Genomic DNA, 13,462 nt, shown 5'->3' with positions numbered 1-13,462 from the left:
CTCAACCCCCGTTGCCGTCGGCCGGGCCGATCAGCAGGTGATCGCCTTCGTGCAGGCCGTCGAGCACTTCGACCCGCAGGCGATCGCTGATGCCCAGGTGCACTTCACGTTCTTCGATGCGGCCGTTGGTGGCGACCACGCGGGCGATCTGTTTGTCGGCACTTGAGGTGCCCAGCAGCGCGGCCACCGGTGCGGTGAGGACATCCTTGACCTGGCTGGCGACGAAGAATACCTGGGTGGTCATTTCGGCCATCAGCGCGTTGTCGCTGTTGTCCACGTCCAGCAGCACGGTGTACAGCACCACGCGCCCGCTGCCGCTCTTGCTGGAACTGTTGGGGCTGCCGCTGCCCTGGGTTTCATTCAGCGGCTTGGGCGGGATCGGCAGGATCTGCCGCACGGTACTGGACCAGCGCCGGTTGCCGCCGCTGAGGGTGGTGAAATAGGCGGTCATGCCGGGTTTGACGTGGCCGATGTCGGCTTCCGAGACTTCCGCCCACACGGTCATCGGCGACAACTTGGCGATCCGCAGGATCAGCGGGGTCTGCTGCTGGGCGTTAAGGGTCTGGCCGACCCGCGCATCCACCGCCACCACGGTGCCGGTCATCGGTGCGTAGATGCGCGTATAGCCCAGCTCCGCTTCATCGCTGCGCAGGCTGGCCTGGGCCTGGAGAATCTGCGCCTGGAACATATCGACTCGGGCCTGGGTGGCGCTCAATTCGGCCTTGGCGGTTTGCACATCCTCCTCGCGGGTGGCGTTGCCGGCGGCCAGGCGCTGTTGGCGCTGGTACTTCTGGCGCGCCAGTGCGTGCTGGGCTTTCTGCTCCTGCAGCTGCGCCTTGAGGTTTTCGATGGCATAGCGGCTGGCGTCGAGCTTGGCTTTTTGCGTCGAGGGGTCGATCTCCACCAGCAATTGGCCTTCCTGGACCTGGTCGCCGGCTTCGACGTGGATCTTGCGAATCTGTCCGGACGCCTGGGCGCCCACGTCGACATACCGGCGCGGTTGCAGGGTGCCCAGGGCCGTGACGCTGTTTTCGATATTGCCGCGGGTGACGGTAACGGTGGTCAGGGTCTCACCCCCCGTCGGCAATACCTGCCAGGCGGCGACGGCGATGATGGGAATCAGGCACGCAATAGCTAGCAAGGCGCGTCGGGCAGGGCGAGGGCGTTTCATGCTTAGGTTCCAGCCAGGAAAGTTCGGAGCGCAGTTGCGCAGAGCTGACAGTTAAACGAGAGAATTGCCCAAAGATTTAGGCTGATACATAAGCGGTTACAGGTCGTGTGCAGAAAAAAATCGGCCTGTAGATGCAAGTCTTGTTTAAAAGTAGATGAGAATTACTATAAATTGCACCTACCCAAACTGCCATTACTGAATGGCCTGTATTTGTTGTAGGAGCGAGCTTGCTCGCGAAGAGCTCAGGGACGCCGCGTTCACTCTGGTTTCCCGCGTTATCGTTGAGGTACTTCGCGAGCAAGCTCGCTCCTGCAGGACCAAATGCCGCCGCCCGGGGGCCAGGAGTCATGTTGGAAAACTACTATCGCGAGCTGGTGTGCTTCCTCAACGCCAAGCTGGGCAACCGCCAGGTGGCCGAGGATGTGGTGCATGACGCTTATGTCCGGGTGCTGGAACGTTCCAGCGAGACGCCCATCGAACAGCCGCGTGCGTTTTTGTATCGCACCGCGCTGAACCTGGTGATCGATGGACACCGGCGTAACGCCTTGCGCCAGGTCGAACCCCTGGATGTACTCGACAGCGAGGAGCGCTTCGCCGCCGGTTCGCCCCACGCCACCCACGACTACGGCCAACGCCTGGCTATGCTCGAACGCGCCCTGGCCGAGCTGCCGGCGGCCTGTCGCGACAGCTTCCTGCTGCGCAAACTCGAGGGCCTGAGCCACCTGCAAATCGCCGAGCGCCTGGGTATTTCCCGCACCCTGGTGGAAAAACACATTGTCAATGCCATGAAGCACTGCCGGGTGCGGATACGCGAGTGGGACGCGCACTGATCACTGATCAGGTAAATTTTATTTCATTGTCCTCGTTTCCTATCAACACATGACCTGTTGTGCAGGTCTCGAAGGTATTCCCGCCCCACCGCCAAGGGGCTTATCCAGAGGACACTGGAATGACACAGGCAATTGCTTCGCCCGCGGTTCACGACCTGATCGGTATCGGTTTTGGCCCTTCGAACCTGGCGCTGGCCATCGCCCTGCAGGAGCGCGAAAAGGCGCAGGGCAAACTGGACGTGCTGTTTCTCGACAAACAGGCCGACTATCGCTGGCACGGCAATACCCTGGTGACCCAGAGCGAATTGCAGATTTCGTTCCTCAAGGACCTGGTGACCCTGCGCAACCCCACCAGCCCGTACTCCTTCGTCAATTACCTGAAAGCCCATGACCGCCTGGTGGACTTCATCAACCTGGGCACCTTCTACCCGTGCCGCATGGAGTACAACGACTACCTGCGCTGGGTTGCCGGGCAGTTCCAGGCCCAGGCCCGCTACGGCGAGGAAGTGCTGGCCATCGAGCCGATCCTGCACCAGCAGCAGGTGGAGGCGCTGCGCGTGATTTCCCGCGATGCGCTGGGCGAGCAGCATGTGCGTACCACCCGTTCGGTGGTGGTCAGCGCCGGCGGCACACCGCGTATTCCCGAAGCGTTCAAGGCCCTCAAGGGCGACAGCCGGGTGTTCCACCATTCCCAGTACCTGGAGCGCATGGCCACCCAGCCTTGCGTGGACGGCAAGGCGATGCGCGTCGCAATCATCGGCGGTGGCCAGAGTGCGGCCGAAGCCTTTATCGACCTGAACGACAGCTTCCCCTCGGTGCAGGTCGACATGATCCTGCGCGGTTCGGCACTCAAGCCGGCCGATGACAGCCCGTTCGTCAACGAAGTGTTCTCGCCGGCCTTTACCGACCTGGTGTTCCAGCAAGTCGGTGCCGAGCGCGAGCGCCTGGTCGCCGAGTACCAGAACACCAACTATTCGGTGGTCGACCTCGACCTGATTGAGCGCATCTACGGGATTTTCTACCGCCAGAAAGTCTCCGGCATCGCCCGCCAGGCCTTCCGCACCATGACCGTGGTCGAGAAGGTCACCCCCGGCCCCCTGGGCATCGAACTGGCCCTGCGCAACAACGCCAACGGCGAAACCAGCGTCAACCATTACGACGCGGTGATCCTTGCCACCGGCTACGAGCGCGAGACGCATCGCGCACTGCTGGCGCCGCTGGAGGAGTATCTGGGTGATTTTGAAGTGGCGCGCGACTACCGCATCGTCACCGATGAGCGCTGCAAGGCCGGCATCTACATCCAGGGCTTCAGCCAGGCCAGCCATGGCTTGAGCGATACGCTGCTGTCGGTACTGCCGATTCGCGCGGATGAGATTGCGGCGTCGCTGTTTGAAAACGACCGTAGCCGCGGCAAGGCGCGTTCGGTGCAGGATCTGCTCCTCGCCACCGCCAGCTGACAAGCTGCACTTGTGACACGGGGGGCTGGCTGATACTGTACAAAAAACCAGTATCGGTAGCCTTCCATGCAGTTGATCGAAAAACTCAGCATCCTCGCCGACGCCGCCAAGTACGACGCCTCCTGCGCCAGCAGTGGCGCGCCCAAGCGCAGTTCGGAAGGCAAGGCGGGGCTGGGCTCAACCGATGGCATGGGCATCTGCCACAGCTACACGCCGGACGGTCGCTGCGTATCTTTGCTCAAGGTGCTGCTCACCAACTTTTGCCTCTACGACTGCCAATACTGCGTCAACCGCCGCTCCAGCGACGTGCCCCGTGCACGCTTCAGCCCGGAGGAGGTGGTCACCCTGACCCTGGATTTCTACAAGCGCAACTGCGTCAGCGGGCTGTTCCTCAGCTCGGGCATCATTCGTTCGGCCGACTACACCATGGAGCAGTTGGTGCGGGTGGCCAAACTGCTGCGCGAAGAGCATGACTTTCGCGGTTACATCCACCTCAAGACCATCCCCGAAGCCGACCCGGCGCTGATTGCCGAGGCCGGGCGCTACGCCGACCGCCTCAGCGTGAATATCGAACTGCCCACCGATGCCAGCCTGCAAACCCTGGCGCCGGAAAAACAGATCGTCTCGATCAAGCAGGCCATGCAGACCATCTATACCGGCGAGCAGACGGTCCTGAACGAACCCCGCGCGCCGCGTTTCGCCCCGGCGGGTCAGAGCACCCAGATGATCGTCGGCGCCGACGAGACCGACGACAGCACCATCCTCCACAGTGCCGAGGCGCTGTATGGCAACTACAAGCTGCGCCGCGTGTACTACTCGGCCTTCAGCCCCATCCCCAACAGCCCGAAAAGCGTACCCCTGGCCGCGCCGCCGTTGATGCGCGAGCATCGCTTGTACCAGGCCGACTTCCTGCTGCGCAGCTACGGCTTCAGCGCCAACGAACTCTTTGAAGGCCCTGGCCACCTGGCCCTGGACATTGATCCCAAGCTGGCCTGGGCCCTGGAACACCGCGAGGTGTTCCCCCTGGACCTGAACCGCGCCGAGCCGACCTTGATCGCCCGCATCCCAGGGATCGGCCTGCGCACCACCCAGCGCCTGGTGGACCTGCGCCGCGAACGCAAGATCCGCTTTGAAGACCTGGCACGCATGCGTTGCGTGCTAGCCAAGGCCAAGCCGTTTTTCATCACCAGTGACTACCACCCGCAACAGGCCGACAGCACCAGCGTGCTGCTGCGCGAACAACTGCGTGACCGCCCGCAGCCGCAGCAGATGGGGTTGTGGGGATGATCAGCCTGGAATGCGACAACCTTTTCAGCACCTGGCGCGAACAGGCGCGCTGGCTGCTCAGCCATCAGGTCGACCCGAGCCAGGTGAGCTGGGGCGAGGTGCAGGCGGCGGACCTGTTTGCCACCGATGAGCCGATCCCCGAAGGCTTGGGGCCGTTCCAGGCGCGAATTCCCAAGGCGCTGCTGGAATTGCTGGAGTCGGCCGCCTGCTACCAAGGTGATCAGCGTTGGAGTCTGTTGTATGAGGTGTTGTGGCGCGTCAGCCATGGCGACCGCACCGCGATGCTGGCGGGGGATAAGCTCGGCAGTGAGTTGCAGCGGCGCATCAAGCAGGTGAGTCGCGAGGCCCATCACCTGCATGCGTTTGTGCGCTTTATCGCCTTGCCGGCCGAGGCGGGGCCGGAGTTGCCGGAGTACGTGGCTTGGCATGAGCCGGCCCACGACATTCTCAAAAGCGCCAGCCAGCATTTTGTCGGGCGTATGGGCCGTCATCGCTGGATGATCGCCACGCCGTTGGACGGGGTGTATTACGACGGCGAACAGTTGATTCATCAACGCCAGTGCCCCGAGGCCTGGCAGCAATTGGCGCAGACAGTCGAAGACCCCCACAGCGCGATGTGGTTGACCTATTACAGTCACATCTTCAACCCGGCGCGGTTGAACCCCAAGGTGATGGAAGGGCACTTGCCGAGCCGGTTCTGGAAGAATCTGCCGGAGGGCAAGTTGATCCCGGGGTTGATCAGCGAGGCGCGTACAGGGAAGCAGAAGGATGGGCAGGCGAAGCTGGTGGGGGCGCGCCAAGGTAAGAAAATCTTAAGCGGGCATGGTTAAAAATGTGGGAGGGGCGGTGCGACGATTCGACTTGCTCCCACATTCGATCCTCATTGGCTTGGTGAGTGGGGCTCAGGCCAGTTCGACGGCGGTATTCTTCACCACCGCCAACTCCGGATGCGCCACCAACTTATCGATGTGCAACTCATCGTTGTTCAGCCAGATCTCCGATACCACCCGGTAGTGCTCCATATCCCGGCAGCGCATGCGCAGGCTGTAGTCGAACGGCCCGCTGATCAGCTGGCATTCGAACACCTGGGGGCAGGCCTTCATACACGCTTCGAAGGCCTTTTGCGCCGAGCGCCCGCTCTGGTTGGACAAGGCCACCAGCACCAGCAGCGATAGCCCTGGCGAGACCATCTGCACATCGATGATTGCCCCATACCCACGAATCACCCCGCGTCGCTCCAGCTTGCGCACCCGCTCCAGGCAGGGCCTGGGGGTGAGGTGCACCAGTGACGAGAGCTTTTCGTAGGTGATACGCCCCTGATGGCGCAGCACTTCGATGATCGCCTCGTCGATGCGATCCAGCGCAGGGGCGGAGTGGGGTCCGTTGGCCTTGGTATCCATGGGGTTCACTTCAAACGGTTGGGAAGAAGGGTGAGCAAGCGTTCATCGGTTGCGTGACAAGTATGGTACGGCCTTCCCTGGCCAACGTCTGCATGACTTTGCCACTGGGCCTGCAGGTGTCAGGCGCGTTTCTTCTGTTGCGCGGCAGGCTGCAGGGTCAGGCGGGCAAATAGGTCCTTGGGGTCGTCCAACGCGGGCACCAGTTCCAAGTCGCTGCCCAGGTCCAGTGCCTTGGCTGCATCCAACACATAACGAAGGGCCGAATAGTCCTCGATGGCAAACCCGACTGAGTCGAACAGCGTGATCTGTTGCGCATGTTCGCGGCCAGGGAGCTGGCCGTTGATCACCTGCCACAGTTCGGTCACTGGTGAGTCGTGCGGCATGTGCTGGATCTCACCTTCGATGCGGCTCTGGGGTTCGTACTCGACAATCACACGGGCGCGCTCGACGATGCGTCGGTCCAGTTCGGTCTTGCCCGGGCAGTCGCCGCCCACGGCGTTGAGGTGCATGCCCGGCTCAATCATCTCGTCGGTCAGAATGGTGGCGTAGGCTTTGTCGGCGGTAACGGTGGTGACGATATCCGCGCCTTTCACAGCGTCTGCCACGCTGGCGGCGAGGATCACCTTGATCGCCGGGAACGCTTTGAGGTTGGCTGCGAGCTTGGCGGTGGCCTTGGTGTCGATATCGAACAGGCGAATCTCGTCGATGCCGAGCATCGCGTGGAAGGCCAGGGCCTGGAACTCACTCTGGGAGCCGTTGCCGATCAACGCCATGCTGCGGCTGTTGTCACGGGCCAGGTAGCGCGCCACCAGTGCCGAGGTGGCGGCAGTGCGGATGGCGGTGGTCAGGGTCATTTCGGCCAGCAGCAACGGTTTGCCGGTGTCCACATCGCCCAGGGCGCCGAATGCCATGACCGTGAGCATGCCCGTCAGCGTGTTTTTCGGGTGGCCATTGACGTACTTGAAGGCATACAGCGAGGCGTCGGACACCGGCATCAGTTCGATCACACCCTCCGGGGAGTGATTGGCCAGGCGTGCGCACTTCTCGAAATCCTGCCAGCGCAGGTAGTCGGCGCGAATGTACTCGGCCATTTCGATGATGCAGGTTTGCAGGCCTTTTTGCGCGACCAGATAGCTGAGGTCGTTGACGTCGATGTAGCGGGTCATGGAGAGGCTCCTTGTTGTTCGAGAGGGGCTGCGGTGAACGCGGCGAGCGTTTTCTGCTGTGCGTAGCTCGGCGCAGCAAGCGTGGGCAGCCGGGCTATTGTCTGCGTTCGGGCCGATGAATCCCGGCTGAAACAAGGGGCGCGCCCAGCGGGTAAAGCTGAAAAGGTGGGTGATGCAGCCGAATCGGCTGTGAGGTCTGTAATGGGATCAAAAGGCGGGAGAGGGTATTGTGGTATTTGCCATAGCTGTCTCAGCCAGGAGGAATCATGTCTACCGTCGTACGTCTCGCCCAATCCGCCGATGCCGAAGGGATCAGCCAGGTCATCCTGGCGGCCTTGCACAGCAGCAATGCGCGGGATTATCCGGTGGATGTGATTGCCCGGGTGGCCAGCAACTTCACGCCGGACGCGGTGCTTGAGCTGCTCAAGCGGCGGGTGGTGCTGGTGGCGGTCCAGGACCGGGTGATCGTCGCCACGGCGGCCCTGGATACCAATGTGGTGCGCTCGGTATTCGTCAATCCGGCGGCGCAAGGGCAGGGCGTTGGCCGGTTGCTGATGATTGAAATCGAACTGCGCGCGCGGGAAGCGGGGGTGACGACGCTGAGTGTGCCGTCTTCGCTGACCGCCGAGCCGTTCTACACCAAACTGGGGTTTCACACGGTACGCGATGTCTACCACGGCAATGAGCGCACGCTGGTGATGGAAAAGGCGCTGTTGTCGCGCCATCCCATCGGGCCGTACCGCGACCGTCAGCACCGGGCGCAAGTGGTGGCGTTATGGCAGGAGGCGTTTGGTTATGACACGGCGCATAACCTGCCGACCTTGGCGATCGATAAGAAACTGGGGGTCAATGACGGGCTGTTTTTTGTAGCGACGGACAAGAAAACCGTGATCGGGACGATTCTTGCCGGCTACGACGGCCATCGCGGCTGGCTGTATTCGGTGGCCGTGCACGCCGACTATCGGCGTCATGGCCTGGGTTCCTCGCTGGTGCGGCATGCGGAACAGGCATTGACGGCCCTGGGCTGCATGAAGATCAACCTGCAGATCACCAGTGGCAATGAGGCGGTGGCGGGGTTCTACGAGGCGCTGGGGTATGGGGTGGAGGCGAGGATCAGCATGGGCAAGAAGGTTGCCGAGAATATTCCGACTCAATCCTAAGAACACTGCAAAACAAATGTGGGAGGGGGCAAGCCCTCTCCCACATTTGATGTGCGGTGTTGCGGGTTTAGACTTTTACGATCCAACCCGCTGGCGCTTCGACGTCGCCGGTCTGCACGCCGGTCAGCTCTTTGTAGAGCTTCTGGGTGATCGGGCCGACTTCGGTCTCGCTGTGGAACACATGCAGTTGGCCGTTGTACTGGATACCGCCGATCGGCGAGATCACCGCGGCAGTGCCGCAGGCGCCGGCTTCCTTGAACTGATCCAGCTTGTCGATGAACACTTCGCCTTCGACCACTTCCAGGCCCAGGCGGGTCTGGGCCAGTTCGATCAGCGACAGGCGGGTGATGCCTGGCAGCACCGAAGGCGACTTCGGTGTGATGAACTTGTTGTCGTGGGTGATCCCGAAGAAGTTGGCCGAGCCGACTTCTTCGATTTTCGAGTGGGTCATCGGGTCCAGGTAGATCGCATCGGCGAAACCGGATTTCTTCGCTTCCGAGCCCGGCATCAGGCTGGCGGCGTAGTTGCCACCGACCTTGGCGGCACCGGTGCCCTGTGGCGCGGCGCGGTCGAAGGTGGAGATCTGGAAGTTGTGTGGCACCAGGCCGCCCTTGAAGTAGGCGCCAACCGGGATGCAGAACACCGAGAAGATGAACTCCGGCGCGGTACGCACGCCGATGTTGTCACCGGTGCCGATCACGAACGGGCGCAGGTACAGCGCGCCGCCGCTGCCGTACGGCGGGATGAACCGCTCGTTGGCCTTGACCACTTGTTTGCATGCGTCGATGAACGCGTCGGTCGGGACGTGCGGCATCAGCAGGCGGGCGCAGCTGCGCTGCATGCGCGCGGCGTTCTGGTCCGGACGGAACAGGTTGATCGAACCGTCCTTGCAGCGGTAGGCCTTGAGGCCTTCGAAGCACTGCTGGCCGTAGTGCAGGGCAGTAGAGCCCTCGCTGATGTGCAGCACGTTGTCGTCGGTCAGGGTGCCGGCTTGCCATTCGCCGTTTTTCCAGACTTGGAGAAACCGCTTGTCGGTCTTGATGTAGTCAAAACCCAGCTTGTCCCAATTGATGCTTTCGTTACCCATGACACCCTCTATCTTTGGTCAAGTCGGTTTTTTTCTGAATGGGCGCAACAATACTTCATTCGCAGGCCCGTTCGCATCCCCCGCGTCCCTTGCAGGAGCGAGCTTGCTCGCGAAAATCGTCAACGATAACGCGTGAAACCAGAATGAACGCGGCGCCCTCAGGTTCTTCGCGAGCAAGCTCGCTCCTGCAGGGGGGTGTTTATTTACAGGTGCAGCGCATGCCCCAGCGCCCTGAGCGCAGCTTCCTGCACCGCTTCGCCGAGCGTCGGATGGGCGTGGATGGTGCCGGCCACGTCTTCCAGGCGTGCGCCCATTTCCAGGCTCAGGCCGAAGGCGGTTGACAGCTCGGACACGCCGGCGCCCACCGCTTGCCAGCCGACAATCAGATGATTGTCGCGGCGTGCCACCACCCGTACGAAGCCGGTTTTCGACTCCAGGGTCATCGCGCGGCCGTTGGCGGCAAACGGGAAACTCGACACGATGCAGTCCAGGCCGGCGGCCTTGGCATCATCGGGCGTCTTGCCGACCACCACCAGTTCCGGGTCGGTAAAGCATACCGCCGGGATCGCGGCCGGGTTGAATTCGCGGTGTTGACCGCTGATCAGTTCGGCAACCATTTCGCCCTGGGCCATGGCCCGGTGCGCCAGCATCGGCTCGCCGCTCAGGTCGCCGATGGCATACACATTGCGCATGCTGGTCTGGCAGCGGCTGTCGATCTTGATCGCCGCGCCGTTCATCTCCAGGTTCAGCGCTTCGAGGTTCCAGCCCTGGGTATTGGGTTTACGACCAACGGCCACCAGCACCTGGTCCGTCGCCAGCGACAACGTGTCGCCATTCGGGTCGCGCACCTGCAGGCTGTTGTGCTCGAAACCGGTGACGCTGTGCTTGAGGTACAGCTTCACGCCCAACTGCTTGAGCGATTCGTTCACCGGTTGCGTCAGCTCGGCGTCGTAGGCCGGCAGGATGCGGTCCTGCGCCTCGACCACACTGACCTCGGCGCCGAGCTTGCGGTAGGCAATCCCCAACTCCAGGCCGATGTAGCCGCCGCCCACCACAATCAGGCGCTTGGGCACGCGGGTCGGCGCCAGGGCTTCGGTGGAGGAGATGATCGGCCCGCCAATCGGCAGCATCGGCAGGTTGACGCTTGTCGAACCGGTGGCCAGCAGCAGGTGTTCGCACTGGATGCGCTGGTCGCCGACGTCGACGGTCTTGCCGTCCACCACCGTGGCCCAGCCGTGGATCACCTGCACTTTGTGCTTTTTAAGCAGTGCAGCGACGCCCGTGGTCAGGCGGTCGACGATGCCGTCTTTCCATTCCACGCTTTTGCGGATGTCCAGGGTCGGCACATCCACCTCGATTCCCAGTTGGGAACCTTGGCTGTGGTGCACGGTTTGCTGGAACTGCTCGGCTACGTGAATCAAGGCCTTGGACGGAATGCAGCCGATGTTCAGGCAGGTGCCGCCCAACGCCTGGCCTTCCACCAGGATCGTCGGGATGCCCAGTTGGCCGGCACGAATGGCGGCCACATAACCGCCAGGGCCGCCGCCGATAATCAGCAGCGTGGTATGCAATGTCTGAGTCATGCCCTTACTCCAGGAACAGGCTGGCGGGTTGTTCGAGCAGGCCGCGAATGGCCTGGATGAATTGCGCCGCGTCCATGCCATCGACCACGCGGTGATCGAAGGAGCTGGAGAGGTTCATCATTTTGCGAATCACGATCTGGCCCTTGATCACCATCGGCCGCTCAACGATACGGTTGACGCCAACGATGGCCACCTCCGGCAGGTTCAGCACCGGGGTGCTGACGATACCGCCCAGGGCGCCCAGGCTGGTCAGGGTAATGGTCGATCCCGACAGTTCATCGCGACTGGCCTTGCCATTGCGCGCGGCGCTGGCCAAGCGCGCGATTTCCTCGGCGTTGCCCCACAGGCTGCGCGCTTCGGCGTGACGCACCACCGGCACCATCAGGCCCACGTCGCTCTGAGTGGCGACGCCCACATGCACCGCGCCGAGGCGGGTGATGACCTGGGCTTCGTCGTCGTAACGTGCGTTGATCTGCGGGAAATCCCGCAACGCCACGACCATGGCGCGCACGATAAACGGCAGCAACGTCAGCTTGCCGCGCGTGGCGCCGTGCTTCTCATTGAGGTGCACGCGCAGCTCGTCGAGGGCGGTGACGTCGATCTCTTCCACATAGCTGAAATGCGCGGCACGCCGGGTGGCGTCCTGCATGCGCTGGGCGATCTTGCGGCGCATGCCGATCACCGGGATCTGTTCTTCGTCGTTGCGTTCGGCGTAAGGGTTGGCTGCCGTCGAAGTTTTTGACCGCCCTTGTTGCAGGTAGGCGTCAAGGTCTTCGTGCAGGATCCGCCCGGCGGGGCCGGAGCCCTGTACCAGACGCAGTTGAATCCCGGCATCCAGCGCGTGCTTGCGCACGGCGGGGGAGGCCAGGGGGCGTTCGTCGACATCGCGGGCCACAGGGGCCTGTGCGGTTACGACGGGCGCGGGCTGGCTTTCAACCACCGGTGCCGGCTTGGCCTCGACAACGGGAGCCGCTTTCCCCGGCTCCGCCACCACGGGCGCCTCCTTGGCGTTGCCCGCACCTTCCACTTCAATGCTGATCAGAATACTGCCCACTGCCATGACTTCACCCGGCTCGCCGCCGAGGGAAATCACCTTGCCATGGACCGGCGAGGGAATGTCCACCATCGCCTTGTCGGTCATCACATCCGCCAACACCTGGTCTTCAACGACCAGGTCGCCGACCTTCACATGCCACTGCGACAGTTCAACTTCCGCGATGCCTTCGCCAATGTCCGGCATCTTGATAACGTGCGTGCCCATTCAGACCTCCATGACCCGTTTCAACGCCGCGCCCACTCGGGACGGGCCTGGGAAATACGCCCACTCCTGCGCGTGCGGGTAGGGGGTGTCCCAACCGGTGACGCGTTCGATCGGCGCTTCCAGGTGGTGGAAGCAATGCTCCTGCACCAGCGCCACCAATTCGGCACCAAAGCCGCAGGTGCGGGTGGCTTCGTGCACCACCACGCAACGGCCGGTCTTCTTCACGGATTTGACGATGGTTTCCAGGTCCAGCGGCCACAGGCTGCGCAGGTCGATGACTTCGGCGTCGATGCCGGTTTCTTCGGCGGCGACCTGCGACACATACACGGTGGTGCCGTAGGTCAGCACAGTGACGGCCGAGCCCGGACGCACGATGGCGGCCACGTCCAGCGGCACGGTGTAGTAACCGTCCGGCACTTGCGCCTGCGGGTGTTTCGACCACGGCGTTACCGGGCGGTCGTGGTGGCCGTCGAACGGGCCGTTGTACAGGCGTTTGGGCTCGAGGAAGATCACCGGGTCATCGTTTTCGATCGAGGCGATCAGCAGGCCCTTGGCGTCATAGGGATTGGACGGCATCACCGTGCGCAAGCCGCAGACCTGGGTGAACACCGCTTCGATGCTCTGGCTGTGGGTCTGGCCGCCGTAGATGCCGCCGCCGCAGGGCATGCGCATGGTCAGCGGTGCAGTGAACTGGCCGGCCGAGCGATAACGCAGGCGCGCCGCTTCGGAGATGATCTGGTCGGTGGCGGGGTAGACGTAGTCGGCGAACTGGATCTCGGCGACCGGGCGCAGGCCATAGGCACCCATGCCCACGGCCACGCCGATAATGCCGCTCTCGGAGATCGGTGCGTCGAACACCCGCGAGCTGCCGTACTTGGTCTGCAAGCCTTCGGTGCAACGGAACACACCGCCGAAGTAACCGACGTCCTGGCCGAACACCACCACGTTGTCATCACGTTCAAGCATCACATCCATGGCCGAGCGCAGGGCCTGGATCATGGTCATGGTGGTGGTGGTCATGGCGGTTTCCAATTCGATGCTGTTGTTGTGATCGTTCATG

At 62.7% G+C, this 13,462-nt stretch carries 12 protein-coding genes; 5 read left to right on the top strand and 7 right to left on the bottom strand.

Translation table 11 applies throughout. The features are described 5' to 3' along the window. Window position 1 precedes the first annotated feature (1 nt). Entirely contained in the window at window positions 2-1,171 is a 1,170-nt protein-coding gene (locus M2397_RS16765; RefSeq protein ID WP_131698187.1) for an efflux RND transporter periplasmic adaptor subunit, read from the bottom strand. A gap of 347 nt (window positions 1,172-1,518) precedes the next feature. Between M2397_RS16765 and M2397_RS16760 the strand changes: the two genes are divergently transcribed. The 4 genes from M2397_RS16760 (at window position 1,519) to M2397_RS16745 (ending at window position 5,575) form a co-directional block, all read left to right on the top strand. Further along, the gene (locus M2397_RS16760) at window positions 1,519-2,001 is read left to right on the top strand and encodes a sigma-70 family RNA polymerase sigma factor (RefSeq protein WP_131698186.1); all 483 of its coding nucleotides are present in this window, start codon (window positions 1,519-1,521) and stop codon (window positions 1,999-2,001) included. A 119-nt stretch (window positions 2,002-2,120) separates the two neighbouring features. Further along, window positions 2,121-3,458, top strand: coding sequence for a lysine N(6)-hydroxylase/L-ornithine N(5)-oxygenase family protein (locus tag M2397_RS16755; RefSeq protein ID WP_131698185.1), 1,338 nt, complete (start codon window positions 2,121-2,123; stop codon window positions 3,456-3,458). 66 nt (window positions 3,459-3,524) lie between these two features. Further along, complete coding sequence (locus M2397_RS16750) at window positions 3,525-4,745, top strand: putative DNA modification/repair radical SAM protein (protein WP_259244086.1); 1,221 nt, start codon at window positions 3,525-3,527, stop codon at window positions 4,743-4,745. Then, window positions 4,742-5,575, top strand: coding sequence for a TIGR03915 family putative DNA repair protein (locus M2397_RS16745; RefSeq protein ID WP_259244085.1), 834 nt, complete (start codon window positions 4,742-4,744; stop codon window positions 5,573-5,575). The genes M2397_RS16750 and M2397_RS16745 overlap by 4 nt, the downstream gene beginning before the upstream one ends. Window positions 5,576-5,647: 72 nt before the next feature. On the opposite strand, the gene M2397_RS16740 is transcribed toward M2397_RS16745, so the two are convergent. Together M2397_RS16740 and M2397_RS16735 are read right to left on the bottom strand one after the other, a co-directional pair. Further along, a complete protein-coding gene (locus M2397_RS16740; RefSeq protein ID WP_131698183.1) occupies window positions 5,648-6,145 on the bottom strand; it encodes an Lrp/AsnC family transcriptional regulator in 498 nt (165 codons plus the stop codon). 119 nt (window positions 6,146-6,264) lie between these two features. After that, complete coding sequence (locus tag M2397_RS16735) at window positions 6,265-7,311, bottom strand: ornithine cyclodeaminase (protein ID WP_259244084.1); 1,047 nt, start codon at window positions 7,309-7,311, stop codon at window positions 6,265-6,267. Window positions 7,312-7,577: 266 nt separating this feature from the next. Here M2397_RS16735 and M2397_RS16730 point away from each other — a divergent pair, with 266 nt between their 5' ends. Next, complete coding sequence (locus M2397_RS16730; RefSeq protein WP_259244083.1) at window positions 7,578-8,471, top strand: GNAT family acetyltransferase; 894 nt, start codon at window positions 7,578-7,580, stop codon at window positions 8,469-8,471. 67 nt (window positions 8,472-8,538) lie between these two features. Here M2397_RS16730 and M2397_RS16725 read toward each other — a convergent pair whose 3' ends face one another. The 4 genes from M2397_RS16725 to M2397_RS16710 form a co-directional block, all read right to left on the bottom strand. Then, window positions 8,539-9,558 carry a branched-chain amino acid aminotransferase gene (locus M2397_RS16725; RefSeq protein ID WP_131698180.1) on the bottom strand — a complete coding sequence of 340 codons (1,020 nt, stop codon included), beginning with the start codon at window positions 9,556-9,558 and terminating at the stop codon, window positions 8,539-8,541. Between the two features lie 203 nt (window positions 9,559-9,761). Continuing rightward, window positions 9,762-11,141 (bottom strand): dihydrolipoyl dehydrogenase, encoded by a 1,380-nt coding sequence (gene lpdA / locus M2397_RS16720; protein WP_131698179.1) that lies wholly within the window; start codon window positions 11,139-11,141, stop codon window positions 9,762-9,764. Window positions 11,142-11,145: 4 nt separating this feature from the next. Then, the gene (locus M2397_RS16715) at window positions 11,146-12,402 is read right to left on the bottom strand and encodes a dihydrolipoamide acetyltransferase family protein (RefSeq protein ID WP_259244082.1); all 1,257 of its coding nucleotides are present in this window, start codon (window positions 12,400-12,402) and stop codon (window positions 11,146-11,148) included. Then, window positions 12,403-13,461, bottom strand: coding sequence for an alpha-ketoacid dehydrogenase subunit beta (locus tag M2397_RS16710; protein WP_032888135.1), 1,059 nt, complete (start codon window positions 13,459-13,461; stop codon window positions 12,403-12,405). Between the last annotated feature and the right edge of the window lies 1 nt (window position 13,462).

Origin of the sequence: Pseudomonas sp. BIGb0381 (genome assembly GCF_024809815.1) — a bacterium.
GTDB lineage: Bacteria > Pseudomonadota > Gammaproteobacteria > Pseudomonadales > Pseudomonadaceae > Aquipseudomonas.
The sequence above is the reverse complement of the archived record's forward strand: the minus strand, read 5'-3'. Positions and strand labels throughout refer to the sequence as shown.

Excerpts from the sequence above, each read along its gene's own strand:
- M2397_RS16765 (WP_131698187.1), bottom strand. The coding sequence starts at position 1,171 with ATGAAACGCCCTCGCCCTGCCCGACGCGCCTTGCTAGCTATTGCGTGC.
- M2397_RS16760 (WP_131698186.1), top strand. The coding sequence starts at position 1,519 with ATGTTGGAAAACTACTATCGCGAGCTGGTGTGCTTCCTCAACGCCAAG.
- M2397_RS16755 (WP_131698185.1), top strand. The coding sequence starts at position 2,121 with ATGACACAGGCAATTGCTTCGCCCGCGGTTCACGACCTGATCGGTATC.
- M2397_RS16750 (WP_259244086.1), top strand. The coding sequence starts at position 3,525 with ATGCAGTTGATCGAAAAACTCAGCATCCTCGCCGACGCCGCCAAGTAC.
- M2397_RS16745 (WP_259244085.1), top strand. The coding sequence starts at position 4,742 with ATGATCAGCCTGGAATGCGACAACCTTTTCAGCACCTGGCGCGAACAG.
- M2397_RS16740 (WP_131698183.1), bottom strand. The coding sequence starts at position 6,145 with ATGGATACCAAGGCCAACGGACCCCACTCCGCCCCTGCGCTGGATCGC.
- M2397_RS16735 (WP_259244084.1), bottom strand. The coding sequence starts at position 7,311 with ATGACCCGCTACATCGACGTCAACGACCTCAGCTATCTGGTCGCGCAA.
- M2397_RS16730 (WP_259244083.1), top strand. The coding sequence starts at position 7,578 with ATGTCTACCGTCGTACGTCTCGCCCAATCCGCCGATGCCGAAGGGATC.
- M2397_RS16725 (WP_131698180.1), bottom strand. The coding sequence starts at position 9,558 with ATGGGTAACGAAAGCATCAATTGGGACAAGCTGGGTTTTGACTACATC.
- lpdA (WP_131698179.1), bottom strand. The coding sequence starts at position 11,141 with ATGACTCAGACATTGCATACCACGCTGCTGATTATCGGCGGCGGCCCT.
- M2397_RS16715 (WP_259244082.1), bottom strand. The coding sequence starts at position 12,402 with ATGGGCACGCACGTTATCAAGATGCCGGACATTGGCGAAGGCATCGCG.
- M2397_RS16710 (WP_032888135.1), bottom strand. The coding sequence starts at position 13,461 with ATGAACGATCACAACAACAGCATCGAATTGGAAACCGCCATGACCACC.